Source organism: Gordonia shandongensis DSM 45094, assembly GCF_000423025.1.
Taxonomy (GTDB): domain Bacteria; phylum Actinomycetota; class Actinomycetes; order Mycobacteriales; family Mycobacteriaceae; genus Gordonia; species Gordonia shandongensis.
The window spans coordinates 78,726-93,894 of record NZ_AUHE01000002.1 but is presented as its reverse complement, the minus strand read 5'-3'; the positions used below and the strand labels follow the sequence as shown (position 1 = coordinate 93,894).

Annotated in this window: 16 protein-coding genes; 1 reads left to right on the top strand and 15 read right to left on the bottom strand. The window is 69.4% G+C overall.

Features of this window, described 5'->3' with window-relative positions; translation table 11 throughout:
* Positions 1-82: 82 nt before the first annotated feature.
* The 11 genes from G528_RS0103230 to dapB all read right to left on the bottom strand — a co-directional run bounded on the left by G528_RS0103230 (position 83) and on the right by dapB (position 7,721).
* Complete coding sequence (locus G528_RS0103230; RefSeq protein ID WP_026917722.1) at positions 83-1,006, bottom strand: beta/alpha barrel domain-containing protein; 924 nt, start codon at positions 1,004-1,006, stop codon at positions 83-85.
* A gap of 79 nt (positions 1,007-1,085) precedes the next feature.
* On the bottom strand, positions 1,086-2,357 hold the full coding sequence (locus G528_RS0103225; RefSeq protein WP_245569655.1) for a winged helix-turn-helix domain-containing protein: 1,272 nt from the start codon (positions 2,355-2,357) through the stop codon (positions 1,086-1,088).
* Positions 2,358-2,390: 33 nt separating this feature from the next.
* Positions 2,391-2,798, bottom strand: a complete 408-nt coding sequence (locus G528_RS0103220) for a VOC family protein (RefSeq protein WP_026917720.1) — start codon at positions 2,796-2,798, stop codon at positions 2,391-2,393.
* Positions 2,799-2,920: 122 nt separating this feature from the next.
* Positions 2,921-3,319, bottom strand: a complete 399-nt coding sequence (locus tag G528_RS0103215) for a helix-turn-helix domain-containing protein (protein WP_026917719.1) — start codon at positions 3,317-3,319, stop codon at positions 2,921-2,923.
* Between the two features lie 16 nt (positions 3,320-3,335).
* A complete protein-coding gene (locus G528_RS0103210; RefSeq protein ID WP_026917718.1) occupies positions 3,336-4,073 on the bottom strand; it encodes a class I SAM-dependent methyltransferase in 738 nt (245 codons plus the stop codon).
* A 27-nt stretch (positions 4,074-4,100) separates the two neighbouring features.
* Positions 4,101-4,520 carry a hypothetical protein gene (locus G528_RS0103205; protein WP_026917717.1) on the bottom strand — a complete coding sequence of 140 codons (420 nt, stop codon included), beginning with the start codon at positions 4,518-4,520 and terminating at the stop codon, positions 4,101-4,103.
* A 66-nt stretch (positions 4,521-4,586) separates the two neighbouring features.
* Positions 4,587-5,075, bottom strand: a complete 489-nt coding sequence (locus G528_RS0103200; protein ID WP_026917716.1) for a dihydrofolate reductase — start codon at positions 5,073-5,075, stop codon at positions 4,587-4,589.
* A 23-nt stretch (positions 5,076-5,098) separates the two neighbouring features.
* Positions 5,099-5,905 carry a thymidylate synthase gene (locus G528_RS0103195; RefSeq protein ID WP_026917715.1) on the bottom strand — a complete coding sequence of 269 codons (807 nt, stop codon included), beginning with the start codon at positions 5,903-5,905 and terminating at the stop codon, positions 5,099-5,101.
* Positions 5,906-6,004: 99 nt separating this feature from the next.
* The gene (locus tag G528_RS0103190; protein ID WP_026917714.1) at positions 6,005-6,457 is read right to left on the bottom strand and encodes a flavodoxin family protein; all 453 of its coding nucleotides are present in this window, start codon (positions 6,455-6,457) and stop codon (positions 6,005-6,007) included.
* Positions 6,458-6,484: 27 nt separating this feature from the next.
* Positions 6,485-6,964: a tetratricopeptide repeat protein gene (locus tag G528_RS0103185; protein ID WP_026917713.1), complete on the bottom strand. Its 480-nt coding sequence runs from the start codon at positions 6,962-6,964 to the stop codon at positions 6,485-6,487.
* A 4-nt stretch (positions 6,965-6,968) separates the two neighbouring features.
* Entirely contained in the window at positions 6,969-7,721 is a 753-nt protein-coding gene (gene dapB / locus G528_RS0103180; protein WP_026917712.1) for a 4-hydroxy-tetrahydrodipicolinate reductase, read from the bottom strand.
* Positions 7,722-7,900: 179 nt separating this feature from the next.
* On the opposite strand from dapB, the gene G528_RS0103175 reads away from it, so the two are divergent.
* Complete coding sequence (locus G528_RS0103175) at positions 7,901-9,952, top strand: neutral/alkaline non-lysosomal ceramidase N-terminal domain-containing protein (RefSeq protein ID WP_026917711.1); 2,052 nt, start codon at positions 7,901-7,903, stop codon at positions 9,950-9,952.
* Between the two features lie 19 nt (positions 9,953-9,971).
* Here G528_RS0103175 and G528_RS0103170 read toward each other — a convergent pair whose 3' ends face one another.
* From G528_RS0103170 to G528_RS0103155, 4 genes are all read right to left on the bottom strand, one after another.
* Positions 9,972-10,610 (bottom strand): response regulator transcription factor, encoded by a 639-nt coding sequence (locus tag G528_RS0103170; RefSeq protein WP_026917710.1) that lies wholly within the window; start codon positions 10,608-10,610, stop codon positions 9,972-9,974.
* 22 nt (positions 10,611-10,632) lie between these two features.
* On the bottom strand, positions 10,633-11,880 hold the full coding sequence (locus G528_RS0103165) for a sensor histidine kinase (RefSeq protein WP_026917709.1): 1,248 nt from the start codon (positions 11,878-11,880) through the stop codon (positions 10,633-10,635).
* Positions 11,881-12,054: 174 nt separating this feature from the next.
* Positions 12,055-14,334, bottom strand: a complete 2,280-nt coding sequence (locus G528_RS0103160) for a polyribonucleotide nucleotidyltransferase (RefSeq protein WP_026917708.1) — start codon at positions 14,332-14,334, stop codon at positions 12,055-12,057.
* 338 nt (positions 14,335-14,672) lie between these two features.
* A complete protein-coding gene (locus tag G528_RS0103155) occupies positions 14,673-15,134 on the bottom strand; it encodes a VOC family protein (RefSeq protein ID WP_026917707.1) in 462 nt (153 codons plus the stop codon).
* Between the last annotated feature and the right edge of the window lie 35 nt (positions 15,135-15,169).

Below are 15,169 nucleotides of genomic sequence, written 5' to 3'. Positions count from 1 at the left end.
CCGACGTCCCCCCACGCGCCGATGCGTGGACCCCACTGCCCGCGCCTCGGGCGACCGAGTGTCCCGGTCGTCCCCGATCGGACTACGTTTCGCCGATCACCCAGCGGAAGGCGTCGGCCTTCGACCGGGCGCCCTGGGCGGTCCGCGATTTCGAGACCTCGTCGACCCGCCCCAGGAGGGTCTCACCCTCCCGGACGAGATCGGCGAGCACGGTGGGCGTCAGATAGTCCGGTCTGGTCGCGAAGAGCAGATCCTCGCTGGCGGTGTTCCCGCTCGCGCCCGGCGCGAACGGGCATCCGCCGAGGCCGCCGAGGGCTCCGTCGACCACCACGGCACCGCCGTCCGCGGCCGCCAGCGAGTTCGCGACGCCCATCCCCCAGGTGTCGTGGCCGTGGAAGACGAGCCGACGGTCCCGCGCCTCCACCGACGAGAACAGGTCGCGGACCTGCCCCGGGTACGCCTGCCCGAGGGTGTCGGCCAGGACCACGTCGTCGGCGTCCCCGGTCCGGGGGTCGGCGACGATCTGCCGCACCCGATCAGGGTCGACCGGACCGTCGAACGGGCAGGTGAAGGCGGTGGCGAGGCACAGTTGAATGCGACCGTCGACCTCCTTGGCCGCGGCGACGGCCGCCGGCATGGCGGCCACGCTGTCTTCGGCGAGTCGTCCGATGTTGGCCTTGTTGTGCGCATCCGACACCGACAGGCAGTACTGGAAGTTCCGGACACCGGCCTCGGCGGCCGCGGCGACGTGTCGCGGGGTCGCCACCCACACCCAGCAGCGGTCGATCTCCTCCGGCGTCAGCTGCGCGACGATGTCGAGCGTGCCGGCCATGGGCGGCACCAGGTCCGGGCGCGCCATCGACCCGATCTCCAGCTCCGGCACACCGGCCGCGAGAAGAGTGCGAGCGAGCCGGACGCGGATGTCGACATCGAGTACCGAGCCCGTCAGCTGAAGTCCATCGCGCAGCGTCACGTCACGCAGTCCGACCTGCGAATAGTCAGTCACGTGTACCTCCCGGGAGATGTCGCTGCCGCGTCCGGCCGCGCGGCCCGCGTCGAGGGGCGAGTTCTCTCATACGGCCAGACTATCGTCGTGCCCCGGTCCGCCGAGCCAACGTCGACGCCAGGTCGCCGCGATCGGCCACCTCGATCCCGTCGAGGCCGCGCCACTGCGCCAATCGTCGCAGATCCTCCGCGAGTGACGCGGCGACCGCGCCGCGATCTCGCCCGGGTTCGGCGTACGCCGCGAGAACCCGCAGCAGACCGGCGGATCGGTCCGCTTTCAGATCCACTCGGGCGACCAGCTCGTCACCCATCAGGTACGGGAGGACGTAATACCCGTGGACGCGCTTGTGTTCGGGGACGTAGATCTCGATGCGGTAGCGGAAGTCGAAGAGCCGCTCGGTCCGCGGCCGGCAGAAGACCACCGGATCGAACGGCGACAACAGCGCCGATCGGTCGATGCGGCGTGGGAGCCGCGCGTCACGATGCAGATAGGCCGTCTCGGTCCAGCCGTCGACGCCGACCTCGCGAACATCCCCCGCGTCGACGAGGTCGGGCAGCACCGCGCGGACGTCGGCCGTCGCGAGTCGGTAGTAGTCGGCGAGCTCGCGGACCGTCGCGACACCGTGTGCGGACGCCGCACGCGACACGAGGCGGCGGTGCGCCTCGCGACGGTCGATGCGGACGCCGACCCGCTCGGCACCGATGACGCGGTGCGCGAGGTCGTAGTGGCGATGAAAGTGTTCGTTGCGGACCGCCGACAGCGTCCCCGCAGCGAACATCGCCTCACACAGGTGCTTCACCTCACCGCGCACCCACCAGGCGCCCTTCTCCTCGGGGCGACGCGTGATGCCGAGGGCGGCCTCGATCTCGTTCGGCCGAACGGCGCCGACCTCGTCGATCACGTCGAGCACATCGCGGGCCAGGGGCCGGTTGCGACGCAGGATCTCGGCGCTGCGCCGGTACCGTCCGTCGCGATAGTCGTCCATCCGCCACCCGAACAGCGGCCAGTCGTCGATCGGCACGAGGGCCGCCTCGTGTGCCCAGTATTCGGCGAGGAGTCGCGGTGCGCGGGCCGTCGGAGCACGCCACGCCGCCCGATCGAGCAGGTCGGGATCGTACGGCCCGAGTCGGCTGAACGCCGGAAGGTAGTGCGCACGGGCGAGGACGTTGACGGAGTCCATCTGCAGCAGTCGTGTGCGGCGAAGGACCCGGGCGAAGTGCGTGCGGGTCGGCGACCCGGCCGGCGGTCGATCGCAGAACCCCTGTGCGGCGAGGGCGATGCGCCGCGCCTGCGAGTTCGACAGCCGGTCCGACGACGTCACGGCACCCGTGCCTCGCTGCGGTGTGGTCACCGCACCCAGCCTAATCGCCGGCCGGGACGGACTTCAGCCGGCGTCGTTGACCCGCACCATGTTTCCCGCGGGGTCGCGGAACGCGCAGTCCCGCGGACCCCAGGGCTGCTTCATCGGTTCCTGGAGGACGTCCGCCCCCGTCGCCGCGACCCTCGCGAAGAGCGCGTCGAGATCCGACGATCGGAAGATGATCGGCGGCATCATGCCCTTGGCGACGAGGCGGTGCAAGGCGTCGGCGTCCTCGGGTGAACGCCCGCCGCCGGGTTGAGAGAGGACGATCTCGACGCCTTCCTGACCGGGCACCTGCAATGTGACCCAGTGATGGTCGCCGTTGGCCACGTCGCGGACCACGTCCAGGCCGAGCGCGTCACGGTAGAAGCCGAGCGCGGCGTCGATGTCGTCGACGGTGATGGGGCAACCGGTGATCTCGATGTGTGTCATGGCGTTAAAACTACGACGGTCGCCGACCCCGCGCTTCTCCAAAACTGCTCGATCCCCGGCATGTCGATCCCGTCTGGTCGGTGGTCGTCTGGTCGGTGGTCGTCTGGCCGGTGGCTCTCGGGTCAGCCGAACGGCGTCGGTCGCGCCAGGATCTTGGTCATGCACGACGGCAGTCCCTCGAGGTCGTCGTGCGGGCGCGCACGGTACGCGCTCGGCGTCTCCCCCGTCAGGCGCCGGAACGTCGTGCTGAACGACCCGAGGGAGGTGAAGCCGACGGCCACGCACGCGTCGGTGACGCTCGTCCCGGACCGCAGGAGCGCCATCGCGCGTTCCATGCGCCGCGTCACGAGGTAGCCGTACGGCGTCTCGCCGTAGGCGATCGTGAACTCCCGACTGAAGTGCGCCGTCGACATCAACGCGCGCCGAGCCATGGTCGGCACGTCGAGCGGCTGAGCGTAGTCGCGGTCCATCAGGTCGCGGGCTCGCCGCAGATGCGCGAGAGTCGCGGGCGTCTGGCTCATCGGGGCACCCGACCCATCACCATCGGGACACCCGACCCATCACCGTCGTCACCGGCCATCGGACTCGGCGCCGCCCGGTCCCCCACAGCTCGGAGAGTTCGCGGGCCGACCGGTCGACCGTCTCGCCGGCGCCGGCGGCGCGAGCGCGACGCGTAGCCGACCACGTCTCGAGGTAGCCGATGAACTCCGCGTGCGTCCACGACCGGGTGATGGTCGCCGACGGCGCATCGAGGCGATCCAACGGGAAGTCCAGGGACGCGTACCCGTCGTCCACGTGGCGGCGTTCCGGCGGCCAGTACGGTCCGATCTCGTCACGGTAGAAGCGGTCGAACCGCGCCGCCAGGTCGGCGTCGAGGTCCACGACGCCGTAGGTGATCAGCGCGAGGACCCCACCGGGACGGCTGATCCTGCGCACTTCCCGGTAGAACGCGGACAGGTCGAACCAGTGTGCCGCCTGGGCGACGGTCACCACGGCGGCCGTGTCGTCGGGGACGTCGAGGCGTTCGGCCGACGAGAGGCGATACGTGACCGCCGGATCGGACGCCGCATGACGAAGCTGGTCGGGAGACGGGTCGAGGCCCACCACGCGCGCGAACCGTCGGGTGAGCAGAGTCGTCAGCTGGCCAGTGCCGCAGCCGACGTCGATCGCCACGTCGGTGTCGGGGGCCGAGTCGGCGAGCACGTCGACGATCGACGGCGGATACGTGGGCCGGAACGCCGCGTAACGGTCGCCGGCGGCGTCGAACCACGTCACCGTGCCGCCGCCATCATGCTGTCGCCGTCATATCGGGTCCGGTCCGCCGACCAGGGCCGGTTCGGCGCCCGGCATGCGCGACCACCGATCACCCCGGACATCGGTGAACTCCAGATGCACGGCGCCGGAGTCCGACTCCGCCGAGTCCCGATGAAGTCCCGGCGGCAGGTGCTCCCACGTCCCGATCGCGGTGTCGCCGTCGTGGACGCGGACGTGCGCGATGGGATGTCCCGAACCGTTGTTGACGTGCACGGTGCCGTCTGCGATCCACGCCGACACCCGATCGACGTGCTCGCGGCGCCGGGTCCACGCCTCGCGCAGTTCGCGCGCCTGCCGGTGCGAGCGCTCGCGGTGGATCTGAATGAACGCCACCGCGAACGCGCCGATCGTCCCGATCGAGCCGACCCAGGTCGCCCAGTCGCCGACCTCGAGTTCCAGATTCAGCATCGCGAGCCTCCAGTGACGAAGCCGGTACCGCCGATCCTATCGACACCGACGCCCCGGTGCGGTCGATCAGCGGCGCACGTAGTCGACGAACCGGTAGATCGTGCCGCTCGACGAGTACAACCACTCCCCGACCGCGTCGGGCTCCCAGCGGTCGGGGTCGACCGCCGGCGCGAACGCATCGGCCCCCTCCACCAGAACGTCGACCTCCGTCACACGCAGTCGGGTCGCGTGGTCCATCACCGCCGTGTAGATCTCGCCGCCGCCGATGACGGCCGCCGCGCGTCCGCCGGCGACGAGGGCCGCGTCGATGTCGCCGACCACCTCGGCGCCCTCGGCCACGTAATCGGTTCGCCGAGTCACGACGATGTTGCGTCGGCCCGGCAGCGGGCGGACCGCGTCGGGAAGGGACTCCCAGGTCTTGCGACCCATGATGACCGTGGACCCGTCGGTGATCTGTTTGAACCGCTTCATGTCTTCGGGCACGCGCCAGGGAATCGCGCCGGCCCGACCGATCGCGCCGACGCGGTCCTGCGCCCACACCAGGGTGACCGACATCGGTTCCGTGTGCTCTCGCATCGTCAGACCGCCACCGGCGCCTTGATCGCCGGATGCGATCGGTAGTCGACCACCTCGACGTCGTCGAAGGTGTACTCGAAGATCGACGGGGCCTTACGCAGCTCGAGCGTCGGATAGGGCAGCGGTTCGCGCGAGAGCTGCTGTGTCACCTGCTCGACGTGATTGTCGTAGATGTGGCAGTCGCCGCCGGTCCACACGAAGTCGCCGACCTCCAGGCCGGCCTGCTGGGCCATCATGTGGGTCAGCAGCGCGTACGACGCGATGTTGAACGGCACCCCGAGGAACAGGTCGGCGCTGCGCTGGTAGAGCTGGCAGCTGAGGCGCCCGTCGGCCACGTAGAACTGGAAGAACGCGTGACACGGGGGCAGTGCCATCTGCGGGATCTCGCCGACGTTCCATGCGGAGACGATGTTGCGTCGCGAATCGGGATTCTGCCTGAGGGTGTCGAGCGCTGCGGCGATCTGGTCGACGTGCTCACCGGACGGCGTCGGCCAGTTGCGCCACTGGACGCCGTAGATCGGCCCCAGCTCGCCGTCGTCGTCGGCCCATTCGTCCCAGATGGTGACGCCGTGATCCTGCAGCCAGCGGACGTTCGAGTCCCCGCGCAGGAACCAGAGCAGTTCGTAGATGATGGATTTGAGATGCACCTTCTTGGTGGTGATCAGCGGGAATCCCTCACGCAGGTCGAACCGCATCTGGTGGCCGAACACGCTGCGCGTGCCGGTGCCGGTGCGGTCGTCCTTCGGGGTCCCGGTCTCCATGACCAGCCGCAGCAGGTCCTCATACGGCGTTGGAATGGTCGAGCTCACGCCATCGAGTCTAGCGACCGCTCGCCGCGGCGCGGTGCCGCCACGCGCGATCGCCGCACGGTGCCGCCACGCGCGATCGCCGCGCGGCGGGCCGCCCCCTCACTCCATCAGGCCGGCGGCGACGGTCGCGCCCAACTCCCAGCAGGCCGCCAGCTGCTCCTTGGTCGGCTTCCCCGAGATGACGACGTCGGCGGCGGCCCTGCTCCATCCCAGACCTCCGGCGACGGAGTGGACGCTCTTCTCGGCGCCCTCGGTCCCGACGTTGCCGTGCATGAACAGTCCGTACGGCCGCCCCGACGTGGAGTCCAGCAACGGGTAGTAGCAGGTGTCGAAGGCGTGTTTGAGCGCTCCGCTCATGTACCCGAGGTTCGCCGGCGTCCCCAGCAGATAGCCGTCGGCGTCGAGCATCTCGGCCGGCGACACGTGCAGTGCCGGCCGGCGCACCACCTCGACGCCCTCGATCTCCGGGTCGGTGGCCCCGGCGAGCACGGCCTCGAACATCTCCTGGCAGTGCGGTGACGGGGTGTGGTGAACGATCAGCAGGCGTGCCATGGCCCCATCATGCCAACCCGGATCGCCTCACGGTCCGCAGACGGCGACCCGGTACTGCTCCGCGGCCCGCTTCATCATCTCCCGTGCACGCGTGCGGTCACCGGCGTAGTCGTAGGCGCGCGCGATCCGGTAGGTGCTGATCCAGTCCGACGGGTCCTTCTCCCATTCGACCTTGACCTCAGCGAACAGCGCCTGGGCCGCATCGTGCTCGATCCGTCCCGACGGACGCCGCGGCAGGTCGGCGACGTCCAGGTCTCGGCCCGCGTCCCGAGCGGCGGCCGCCATGCGCTGGTGTTCGAGACCCGAACGCAGCGTCGCGACGACCATCCAGACGCCGAGCAGCGGCAGCACGAAGACCCCGATGCCGAGGCCGATCGAGACCGCGGTCCCCTGCGTCATGAGTTCGACGCCGGTGCGCCCCAGCAGGAAGAAGTAGACGCAGAGGGCGACGATGAGGAAGGCGATCAGGCCGAGAACCGGTCCGCTGCTCCGTTGTCTGTCGGCCACCGGACTACAGGTCCATGAAGGATTCGAGTCCCACGGTCAGCCCGGGCCGTCCGACGATCTCGCGGACGCCGAGCAGGACCCCGGGGACGAACGAGTCGCGGTCGATCGAATCGTGTCGGATCGTCAACGTCTCCCCCTGGGTGCCGAACAGCACCTCCTGGTGCGCGACCAGTCCCGCCAGACGCACGGAGTGCACTCGGACGCCGTCGACGTCGGCACCGCGCGCACCGTCGAGGCCGGTCGAAGTGGCGTCGGGACTCTCGCCGAGGCCGGCGTCACGCCGTGCCGCCGCGATCAACGACGCCGTCCTGCCCGCGGTCCCCGACGGTGCGTCGGCCTTGTGCGGGTGATGCAGCTCGACGACCTCCGCCGACTCGAAGAAGCGGGCGGCCTGCTGCGCGAAATGCATCGACAGCACGGCGCCGATCGCGAAGTTCGGGGCGATGAGCACACCCACGCCGTCCGCGGCGTCGACCCATCCGCGGACGGTCTCCAGGCGTTCCTCGGTGAACCCGGTGGTGCCGACGACAGCGTGAATGCCGTTGTCGATCAGGAACTTCAGGTTGTCCATCACCACGTCGGGGTGGGTGAAGTCGACGACGACGGACGTGTCGGTGTCGATGAACGACGACAGGGAGTCCCCCTTGTCGACACCGGCGGAGAAGGCGACGTCGGAGGCCCCCTGCACGCCCTCGACGATCGCTCGACCGACCTTGCCGTTGCTGCCCAGCACACCCGTGCGGATCGCGTCACCCATGGGGAACCTTTCGTTGCGAGGAATCGCCCGTCAGTCTAGTTGCGGGCCGGTGTCCGCGACGATCCGGTGCGACGTGGACCTCGAGGCGCCCGTCGTCCGCTTTCTTGATCGATCGATCAACTGCAGTTAGGGTCACACCCGTCGTCGTACTGGAACATGTTTCACCACCGAGGAGTCCCATGCCCGAGATCTCACGCCGCACGCTGCTGCAGGCCGCCGCCGTCGGCGCGACGGCGACCGCCGGAGCCTCGATCGGCGGCGTCTGGATCGACCAGGCGGGCCGCGCCGAGGCGGCCGGCGGTTACCTGGTCGGAGCGGGTAGGGGCGACATGACCGGCGCGATCGCCGGCCAGGGCATGATGGGCTACTCCGACGCGCAGCAGGTCGCCGAAGGACTGATCCAGCGGACCTGGGCGCGCGCCTTCATCATCGCCGACGCGGCCACCGGGCAGCGCGTCCTGTTCATCACCGCCGACATCGCGTGCATCTTCACCTCGCACCACAACCTGCTGCTCACCGAACTCGCCAAGCGCTACGGCGGCACCTACACGGTGCACAACGTCAACATCAACGCCACCCACAACCACAACTCGTGCGGCGGCACGTCGTGGGACTACGCATACACGCTCGCCGCGATGGGCCACCGCCGCAACTCGCTGCAGGCCGAGATCGCCGGACTGCTCGACGCGGTCGACGAGGCGCACCGCAGTCTCGCGCCCGGCACCGTCGAACTCGGGCACGACGAGCTCCACGACGCCAGTGCCAACCGGTCCATGCCGGCGTTCAAGCTCAATCCCGCCGACGATCGCCGCCACTTCCCCGAACACATCGACCCGCAGGTGACCGGCCTGCGGCTGCGGCAGGGCGGTCGGACGATCGGCGAGATCACCTGGTTCGCCACCCACGGCACCTCGCTCACGGATGCGAACTTTCAGATCGGTCCCGACAACAAGGGCTACGCCTCGTATCTGGCCGAGCAGCGCACCGACGGGCTCGTCGCCGCACACGCCCAGACCAACGCCGGCGACATGACGCCCAACCTGTGGCTGCGGAAGATGAACCCGGGCGGCCCGACCTCCGACCACCGCACCAACCGCATCCTGATCGGGCGTCGTCAGGATCGGGCCGGGCAGCGTGCCCTCGGCGGCGCGCGGCCGATGACCCGCGGCGGCGTCTCGACCGCCACCCGCTATCTGAATCTCAACGACGTCCGCGTCTCCGGCGACTACACCCCCAACGGCAAGGCGACCCGCACCGCGCCCGCCATGATGGGCATGGCGGCGGCCGCCACCAGCACGGAGGACAACACCCGCAGCCAGCTCGCCATCCTCTCCGAGGGCATGCGCAACGAGTTGGCGATGGCGTTGGGCGCCGGCGCCACACCCACGCCGGCACCGTGGATGGTCGACGTCCAGGCGCCCAAGGCCGACCTCTTCCCGCTCGGGCTGCTCCCTCCGCATCCGTGGATCGAACAGCGACTGCCGATCCAGTTGATCCGCATCGGCGACCTCGCTCTGGCCGCGATGCCGTCGGAGACGACGATCGTCGCCGGGCTGCGGATCCGGCGCCTCGTCGCCGACGCACTCGGCATGCCGCTGGAGAACGTCCTCCTGCAGGGGTACTCGAACGGGTACAGCCAGTACACGGTGACGCCCGAAGAGTACGTCGCCCAGCAGTACGAGGGCGGCGAGACGATGTTCGGCCGATGGACGCTGTGCGCCTACATGCAGGAGTTCCACGCGATGGCCACGACGATGGCCCGCGGCGGACGCAAGCCCGCCGGTGCTCGTCCGGCCGATCGCGACAAGCTACAACCCGACCTGCTCGGCTCTCAGCCGGCCGACACCCCGATGCCGGGCCGCCGGTTCGGCCAAGTGGTGTCGAAGGTCCCGGCCACGGCGTCGCCGGGTTCGACCGTCACCGTGAGCTTCTGCGGCGCGTACCCGACGAACCGGATTCGCCGGGGCCGCGACACCAAGGGTTACTTCGCCGTCGAGCGATTCACCGGCTCCGGCTGGGTCGTCGCCTTCGACGACGACCATGAGTCGACCGAGATGACCTGGGTCCGACCGGGCGGCAGCCCCTCGGCGTCGAAGGTGACCGTCACCTGGCGGGTGCCGCGCACCGTCACCGCCGGCGACTACCGGATCCGCTACCACGGTGACGTCAAGGCGCCGTCGGGCAAGCTCCGCGAAATCACCGGCACCACCGGCCGCATCAAGGTCGACTGACGCGCCGGTCCCCGACCGCTCACCCCTGAGCCAGGTACATCAGGATCGCCCGCACCCGCCGATTCTCGGTCTCCGGCGGCAGATCGAGCTTCGTGAAGATGTTCGACACGTGCTTGGCGACGGCGGCATCGGAGACCACCAGCGCCGCCGCGACCTCGGAGTTGGAATGCCCGCGGGCCATGAGCGCCAGGACTTCGCATTCGCGCGGGGTGAGGCGGTCGATCACCGCTGATCGGAACATCTTCGCGATCACCTCGGGATCCACGACGACACCTCCGGCCACCACGGTCTCGATCGCCCGGAGGAAGTCGTCGACGCGACCGACCCGCTCCTTGAGCAGATAGCCGACGGCGCCGCCCTGCTCGGAGGCCAGCAGTCGCCGCGCGTACGCCGCCGCGACGTATTGGGACAGGACCAACACCGGCAGTCCCGGCCGCCGTGTCCGGAGGTCGAGCGCGGCCCGCAGCCCGTCGTCGCCGTCTCCCGGCGGCATCCGAACATCGGTCACCACCAGGTCGACGTCCGTCAGGTCGATGGTCCGCAACGCCGTCGCGTCACTCACCGTCGCGGCGATCTCGTGTCCGGCCCGTTCGAGAATCCTGACGAGGCCTTCGGCGAGAAGGACCGAATCCTCGGCCAGGACGATGCGCACACCCACGGGTTCGAGTCTCCCCGATCGTCTACCGATCGATGCGACCGGTCCACCGCAGGACGGTGGGGCCGCCGTGCGGGCTGTCGATGGTGAGGGTCGCGCCGAGTGCATCGGCACGTTCGACGAGCCCCGCCAGACCGCTGCCGTTCGCCGGATCGGCTCCACCGATCCCGTCGTCGGTGACGACCATGGTGATGACCCCCTGCTCGTCGGAGAGCTCGATCGTCACCGTCGAGGCACCGCCGTGTTTGCCGGCGTTGGTCACGGCCTCGCTGGCGGTGTAATACATCGCGCGTTCGACCGCTTCGGGGAGCCGGCGGCCGGGGACCCATCCGGTACCCGGGATCACGCGCACGGTGATCGGATCGCCGAGTTCGGCACACGCCGCCTCGACACCGAAGTCGTCCAGTACCCCGGGGCTCACCCCGCGAACGGTTTCACGCAACCCCGACAACGCCCGTTCGACACGGCCCTGCGCCGCTTCGACCTCCGCGCGCAGCACCGGATCATCGCTCGTCTGGGCGAGTTCGCCGAGTCGCATCGCGGCACCGACGAGGTCCTGCTGCGGCCCGTCGTGCAGATCCCGCTCGATCCGACGGCGTTCGTCCTCGAAGGATCCGACGAGCACACCGCGCGAGGACTCGAGGGCCTCGACCTGCGCGGCCAGCTCCTCTTCGCGCGGACCGAGCAGCCACGCGGCGACCGACGCCGTGATGGCCGCGGCGACCCCGCTCAGATAGAGCGTGACGACAAGGAGCGGAATCGCGACCGGGACCATCCACCAGGCGTCCGAGGGCGAATCGACCGTCCAGTTCCCGAGCCTGATGACTTCGCCGTGCCGGGCGATGGCGGGCGCGACCGCGAAGACGCCGGTGGCGACACCGAGGATCACGAGACCGAGGCCGACGAGCGGCCCGTAGATCGCGAGGAACAGCGAGTACACCACTTCCCGCCACGTCGCAGCCTCGCCGAGACGCGTGCCGATCCGTGTTCCGGGGTTCCCGTCGAGCGGTGCGTGCGGATCGTCTATCGCGCGGACCCCGAGGAGACGGACCCGTCGACGTTCGAGCCCGCCGAGCAGGATCGACCACGCCGGCGCGAACGGAAGCAGCACGATCACCACGTACGCCAGAAACATCAGGAAGCCCAGAGCCACGGTGGTCACGCTGTACACCAGGGCGCGCCAGGGGGCAGAGGACCCCAGATAGCGCAGCGGCGAGCGACCCAGACTCTCCCACGCTGATCTGTCTGCCGCCGTCATCTCGTCATTCGTCATGGGGACAACGCTAGAGACCGTCGACGTCGATCTCACTGGTGCGCGATCGACCCTTCACAGTAGTGCTGACACCACCCACCCGGACGAGACGGACTCGACGACGCAGGCCGACGAATCCGGCCCGCGATGTCGAACGACATCGCGGGCCGGAGACCGGAACCGATTCAGTTCAGATCAGGCGTCTGCCTTCTCGTCGGTCTTCTCCTCGGCGTCGTCACGGACCGGGACGAGGCTGATCTTGCCGCGCTCGTCGATGTCGGCGATCTCGACCTGGAGCTTGTCGCCCACCGAGACGACGTCCTCCACCTTGCCGATGCGCTTGCCGTTGCCCAGCTTGCTGATGTGGACCAGACCGTCCCGGCCCGGCAGCAGCGAGACGAAGGCGCCGAAGGCTGCGGTCTTGACGACCGTGCCCAGGAACCGTTCCCCGACCTTCGGCAGCTGCGGGTTGGCGATCGCGTTGATCTTGTCGATCGCAGCCTGCGCCGACGGGCCGTCGGACGCGCCGACGAAGACGGTGCCGTCGTCCTCGATGGAGATGTTGGCGCCGGTCTCCTCGGTGATGCCGTTGATCGTCTTGCCCTTGGGGCCGATGACCTCGCCGATCTTGTCCATCGGGACCTTGATCGTGGTGATCCGCGGAGCGAACGGGCTCATCTCGTCCGGCTCGTCGATGGCCTCGGCGAGAACGTCGAGGATCGTGAACCGAGCCTGCTTGGCCTGACTCAGCGCACCGGCGAGCACGCTCGACGGGATGCCGTCGAGCTTGGTGTCGAGCTGCAGCGCCGTCACGAAGTCCTTGGTGCCCGCGACCTTGAAGTCCATGTCGCCGAACGCGTCCTCGGCACCGAGGATGTCGGTGAGCGCCACGTAGCGGGTCTCGGTCTTGCCGTCGATCGTCACCTCGTCGGACACCAGGCCCATCGCGATGCCGGCCACCGGCGCCTTCAGCGGGACGCCTGCGTTCAGCAGCGAGATGGTCGCCGCGCACACCGAACCCATCGACGTCGACCCGTTCGAGCCGAGGGCCTCGGAGACCTGGCGGATCGCGTACGGGAACTCCTCGACGCTCGGGAGAACCGGCACGAGCGCACGCTCGGCGAGCGCACCGTGGCCGATCTCACGACGCTTCGGCGAGCCGACGCGGCCGGTCTCGCCGGTCGAGTACGGCGGGAAGTTGTAGTGGTGCATGTAGCGCTTGCTGGTCTCGGGACCGAGCGAGTCGATCTGCTGCGCCATCTTCACCATGTCGAGCGTCGTGACACCCATGATCTGCGTCTCGCCGCGCTCGAAGAGGGCGCTGCCGTGGGCGCGCGGGACCAGGCCGACCTCTGCGGAGAGCTCGCGGATGTCGGTGATGCCGCGACCGTCGATACGGAAGTGGTCGGTGAGGATGCGCTGACGGACCAGCTTCTTGGTCAGCGACCGGTAGGCGGCGCCGAGCTCGCCCTCACGGCCCTCGAAGCGCTCACCGAGCGCGTCGAGCACATCGGCCTTGAGGGCGTCGGTGGCGTCGTCGCGCTCCTGTTTGCCCGCGATGCCGAGCGCCTCGCCGAGACGAGTCGTCGCGAACTCGGCGACCGCGTCGTAGGCGTCGTCCTGGTAGGGCGGGAACAGCGGGAAGTCGCGGGTCTCCTTGGCTGCGGCGGACGCCAGCTCCTGCTGGGCGCGGCACAGCTGCGCGATGAACGGCTTCGCGGCCTCCAGCCCCTCGGCGACGATCGTCTCGTTCGGTGCCTGGGCACCGCCCGCGATCCGGTCGAGGACGTTGTCGGTGGCCTCGGCCTCGACCATCATGATCGCGACGTCACCGCTCTCGGTGAGACGCCCGGCGACCACCATGTCGAAGACGGCGCCCTCGAGCTGATCGACGGTCGGGAACGCGACCCACTGGCCGGCGGTGTTCTCGGCACGACCGTCGCCCTCACCGGCGAGGGTCGGGATCAGTGCGACGCGCACGGCGCCGACGGGGCCCGAGAACGGCAGACCGGAGATCTGGGTGGACGCCGACGCCGCGTTGATCGCGACGACGTCGTACAGGTCCTTGGGGTCGAGCGACAGGACGGTCTCGACGATCTGGATCTCATTGCGCAGTCCGTCGACGAACGACGGGCGCAGCGGACGGTCGATGAGACGGCAGGTCAGGATCGCGTCGGTCGACGGACGGCCCTCACGGCGGAAGAACGAGCCGGGGATGCGGCCCGCGGCGTACATCCGCTCCTCGACGTCGACGGTCAGCGGGAAGAAGTCGAAGTGCTCCTTCGGCGACTTGGACGCCGTGGTCGTCGAGAGGATCATCGTGCCCTCGTCGAGGTACGCGACGACCGAGCCGGCAGCCTGCATGGCCAGGCGCCCGGTCTCGAACGAGATGGTGCGGGTGCCGAAGGCCCCGTTGTCGATGACGGCGGAGACTTCGGTGACGGAGTCGTCGAAGTCGGCATTGACATCAGTCAAGAGTGTTTACCTTTCGTAGCGGCCGCAGCGGGCTGCGACCGGTATGCAGCAGCCGGTTCTCGCAGGGCGCGACGAACCGGCGGGCGAATGGCGCGCGAATCGCGCCGGAGGTGAACAGCGCACCTGCGCTGTGAGCAGACGGCCTTCGATCGAAGCGGCCGGAGGCTCACGGCGACTTCGTCACCGAGGTTCCGGCGGCCACTACCGAGGACCGATCCGACAATCACATCCGACCCACCGACTGGCGGCCGATCGTCCACTGGGCAGCGTAACATCCCGATGCTGCGCGCACGGCCGTGCGCGAGCTCCGGCACGCCCGTCGGAGCCCGACATCCGGGTCACTCCCAGTCCCGCGCCGCGATCGGCATACCGATGAGCTGTTCGGCCTCGGCTCGGCTCACGTCGCGGATGTGCGCCGCGAACGTCCAGCAGTGCCCTTCCGGGTCCAGTGCGCGATACGTCCGGTCGCCGAAGAACTGGTCGGCCGGTTCGGCGACGATCTCGGCTCCCTTCTCGCGTGCGATCGCACAGTGCTCATCGAGACCGCCGGGCACCCGCACGTGCACCGACTGCGTGTTGACACCACGGACACCCGCCGGACTCACCGTTCGAGTCGACCATTCGCCGCCGATCATGATCCGCCCGCCGGCCGGCCCCGCCATCTCGTAGTGCGAGGCTGCGGGTTGCTCCGGAGGCCCCTCGATCGCCATCGTCAGCTGGAACCCGAATGCTTCGGCCAGCCACCGGGTGGCCGCTCTCGGATCGCGGTAGGTGATGGCGGGAATGATGGCGTCGGTCATGGTTCGATTGTCCGCCGTCGGTCGGTCGGGCGCAC